The sequence below is a fragment of the Methanosarcinales archaeon genome, from assembly GCA_014859725.1.
Classification (GTDB): Archaea; Halobacteriota; Methanosarcinia; order Methanosarcinales; family Methanocomedenaceae; genus Kmv04.
Genome location: JACUTQ010000201.1, coordinates 1 through 3,600, shown reverse-complemented (window position 1 = coordinate 3,600; position 3,600 = coordinate 1). Strand labels below are relative to the sequence as shown.

Sequence of the window (3,600 nt, the reverse complement as noted above, 5' to 3'; positions counted from 1 at the left end):
TGAATTGCTTTATCTTCCTTCATACTCACCTCACCTCAATTTGATCGAACGATTTCCCACAATGTAATGTATATTCCTGACGTTCAGTTCAGCGATCTTTTCAATGATTTCATTATTCTCTAAAACTGCTCTGGCGTTATTTCGTCTCCAGAAGTCCAGAATATCACCCAATAGAAACAAATGATCTATACTTGCTGAATCACACCTATCCAGAAATTCCAGGAAATCAGCTTTATTGCATTTCTCATATCCCAAATGTACATCAGATGCCACTACTATTATCATTTCTCCACCTGTATCTTATTAAGTGAAATTGTACTGAAAGCACCTCTTATAATGATACAGTCCAGTTCTGGAATGCAACCGATATTATGTGACAGTTCCCTTCCACATCAGCAATATCAACTCCATTGTTAAACCGCGCGGTGGCAATCCCGCACAGGCTGTTCTATGCCGCCCTGTTACCGAGGTTAATACCTTTTTAAAATACTTTCCATTTATTTAAATATCTAATAACCATACTTACGCAGCACAGAGGCAAGTTCTGAAAGCACATTCTTGGCTTTTTCTGGTTCCAAACCTCCCTCTATCGGGCGGAAATGCGCCGGTTCCCTCACTCCCGGTCCAACCTTACGGAGAGCTTCCCTGGTGGATGCCACGCGGTCCACAAGTTTAAGTTCCGGGTATACTTCGTCGATTGCTTCGATCAGAACCGCATCCTCCATGGCGATTAAAATGCCTGGGTCAAACCAGTGTGCTGGCTCACACCATGCGCAATGCTTTAAGCCCACTAACTTGGCTGCTATTTCAGGACGAATGCTCTCCACGAGTCCACCTGGACGGAAGTGGGCAGGCTCCATCCAGTCCGTTCGCAGTTTCAGTTTGAGAGCATCAAACCAGATGAGGTTAAGCTTGTAGTTACCTGTTGAGAGCGCCGGGATCGGGTCGCTGCTTAAGATGGGCTTCAATGCAGCTGACAGCTCTCGTTCAAAAAGGGTACCTTTCAGATGTTCTGCCCCCATGCTGATGCGGTTGACTTTACCCTCCCTTTCAACCTCAAATACGACCGGTATGGTAGTGGTTACCACAAACCCTATCTGCCGGGATACTCGATCGAATGTATTGTCTATTTCCGTCTGATATTTTTCTCGAATGAGTTTATATATTGAAACCAGTTCGTCTCGAAGTTTGATAATAGTCGGATGTGCCGGCTCTACCCAATCACGGACACTAACAATCTTTTCTTCTTTCATAATATTCCTCCAATTTTACTCTATGTATAATTTTGCTTAATCTGGTATTTATATTCTTTAAGTCAGTAACAATAGGTTAACCAATTTTTATGGGTCATAGTGTATGCTTCTGGGTCTGTATATTATTTTTTTATCACCCCTTATTTTTCATTTTGATGAATCATCCGGTCCTTAAATACATTATAAGGTATTGCTGATAGCGTATTCCCGAATAAGTCTAAACTGGCAGCTTCTGTGGTCCCAGCCCCTGCAAACTCCCATGAGCTATCAAAGCCCCTATTTGAAAGTGGTTCGTATCCCTGGAAAGGCATCTCAACCCTGGATTCTACACCTTTGCCTCTGCGTCCATATGCATCGTTCAGCCAGCGCAGAATGTTCTCACCTTGATCATGAAGCTCAACACTTCTTTCATCCACAATTTCCCGCATCTCTCTTGCAAATCTCCGAATTGATGAATGATCGCTGGGGTCGATAACAGCCACAAAATCATATATTTGGCACAAGCACTGGTAAGTATCCAGATTTGTCTGTTTGATGAAATTACGTACTGTTCCGCGCAGTGTTTGACTCAGAACTTCTGGATGAAAGCGTCGCAACAGTTGGAAATAGAAATCCACCTGCATATTGAAATAATGCAATCCGGAATCGCTGAAATTACGATCAAAGAAGGCATAGTTGGCGATCTGATGAAAAGCCTCAGAACCTGGATCTTTAAGTCTGTAATCAAACCCAAAGTAATCACCCAACAATCCACCTTCAGCCAGCAGTTTCGCCTCCAAACCTGTTCCAGCGTACGCCTCTGCACGGCAGAAGTTGAACGGATTTTCTATATGCCGTTCCATGAAACGCAGGTTAATCAAGACATCCTCCAACACCGTGTCAGGTTCAAACATTAACAGGTTGTAGGCGATGTGCACATCGAAATCATTGAGTATCCGAAGAGCATTCAGAATATGGTCAATGGAACACTTGCGATTCAATTTTCGCAATCCATTCTCTGATGCGTTTTCCACTCCCAGGAATACCCGGAATAATCCCAGGTCATCCAGCACCTGGATTGATTCTTTGGTAATGCTATCAGGTCGAGCTTTGATAGCAATAGCAATTCCATGCACTCCTTCCTTATGTAGCTCATCTCGCAGCGCTTCAAAACGATGAAGGGCATCTATATGGTTTGAGAGAAAGAAATTGTCGTCCTGGAAGTTAAATATCCTGATGCCATAACTAAAGTAGAGTTCTTTCATCTCTGCTACGATATTCTCTACGCTCCGAATTCGAAACTTCTTTCCACCACCGCTTTTGTACCAGGCATTGATGCTGCAAAAGGCACAGTTGCGCCAGCATCCTCTACTGCTTAAGATACTGGCAATGGGTTTGCCGAAATACTCGTGGAATGTTGTTCGTTTTGGGAATGGTAACGCATTCAGGTTATCGGGGTTGCCTGTAGAGGGGTTGATCTCAACTGAACCATTGTTTCGTCGGTAACATAAACCATGCACCCGGGATGGCTTATCAAGATTATCTGCCAGAGCACTGAGTATATATTCGCCTTCACCAAGTGCGACCGAGTCAAATGCTTGAAAATCTTTGAGCAGACTCTGGCAATTCAAAGCAGCAAAATGTCCCCCGGCGTTAATGTGACCAGTGTAGCCGCTGTCTCTAAGTGCCCGGGCAAGATGACAGAACTCTCGAGCACGGCTTGTAAATACCATCGATAAACCGGTAATCTGCGGGGCAAACCCTGTCACCTGCTTTACGGCATGTGGGATATCATACTCTGAATTGAATGGGACTATATCAACGATATGTCCTCTGGACTCCAATTCTGATGCTATGTAACGCAGACCAAGGTTCTCCTCCAGTTCTGCACCTACCAATGAAACTTTCATGATCGTACCCATCATTCATCCTCCTTTAACAGACCGTAGCTATTTCAGGAGACTGGTTAAATCTTTGCTCGAATAATCATCATGAATTCCGATAATCCGGAATTTGTCCATTACAATCTAAACCATGCTCCGCAAAAACATTTGATTTAATAGTATATAAATTTTTCGCAACTTAAGGATTTGTGTAGCGGAGAAAATCCAATCCAATTAAAAAACTGGCATTTCTAATTTGATAGATTGATTTATAACATTTTCAATAGATTTATAAATCTTATAACGTTTTTAATCCCTTATATGTGGTTGAAAGCTAAGTTTGCGTCTCTGGTTAAAAAAACGTCGTCAACCAAATCGAAAATATTTGACTGGATGGATGACCTGAGATGGAAGAACCGGCTTTTCCTTTATTTTGTTCACGTATAGGAAAGTATAAACGCATTTTCTTATCCCCTTGCTGGAAA

The 3,600-nt window shown here is 42.7% G+C and carries 3 protein-coding genes; all 3 read right to left on the bottom strand.

Translation table 11 applies throughout. The features are described 5' to 3' along the window. Positions 1-30 precede the first annotated feature (30 nt). The 3 genes from IBX40_12020 to IBX40_12010 all read right to left on the bottom strand — a co-directional run bounded on the left by IBX40_12020 (position 31) and on the right by IBX40_12010 (position 3,157). Positions 31-285: a metallophosphoesterase gene (locus tag IBX40_12020; GenBank protein ID MBE0525038.1), complete on the bottom strand. Its 255-nt coding sequence runs from the start codon at positions 283-285 to the stop codon at positions 31-33. A 224-nt stretch (positions 286-509) separates the two neighbouring features. Continuing rightward, positions 510-1,253, bottom strand: a complete 744-nt coding sequence (locus IBX40_12015) for a hypothetical protein (GenBank protein MBE0525037.1) — start codon at positions 1,251-1,253, stop codon at positions 510-512. 140 nt (positions 1,254-1,393) lie between these two features. Continuing rightward, positions 1,394-3,157: a B12-binding domain-containing radical SAM protein gene (locus IBX40_12010; protein MBE0525036.1), complete on the bottom strand. Its 1,764-nt coding sequence runs from the start codon at positions 3,155-3,157 to the stop codon at positions 1,394-1,396. Between the last annotated feature and the right edge of the window lie 443 nt (positions 3,158-3,600).

Excerpts from the sequence above, each read along its gene's own strand:
- IBX40_12020 (MBE0525038.1), bottom strand. The coding sequence starts at position 285 with ATGATAATAGTAGTGGCATCTGATGTACATTTGGGATATGAGAAATGC.
- IBX40_12010 (MBE0525036.1), bottom strand. The coding sequence starts at position 3,157 with ATGATGGGTACGATCATGAAAGTTTCATTGGTAGGTGCAGAACTGGAG.
- IBX40_12015 (MBE0525037.1), bottom strand. The coding sequence starts at position 1,253 with ATGAAAGAAGAAAAGATTGTTAGTGTCCGTGATTGGGTAGAGCCGGCA.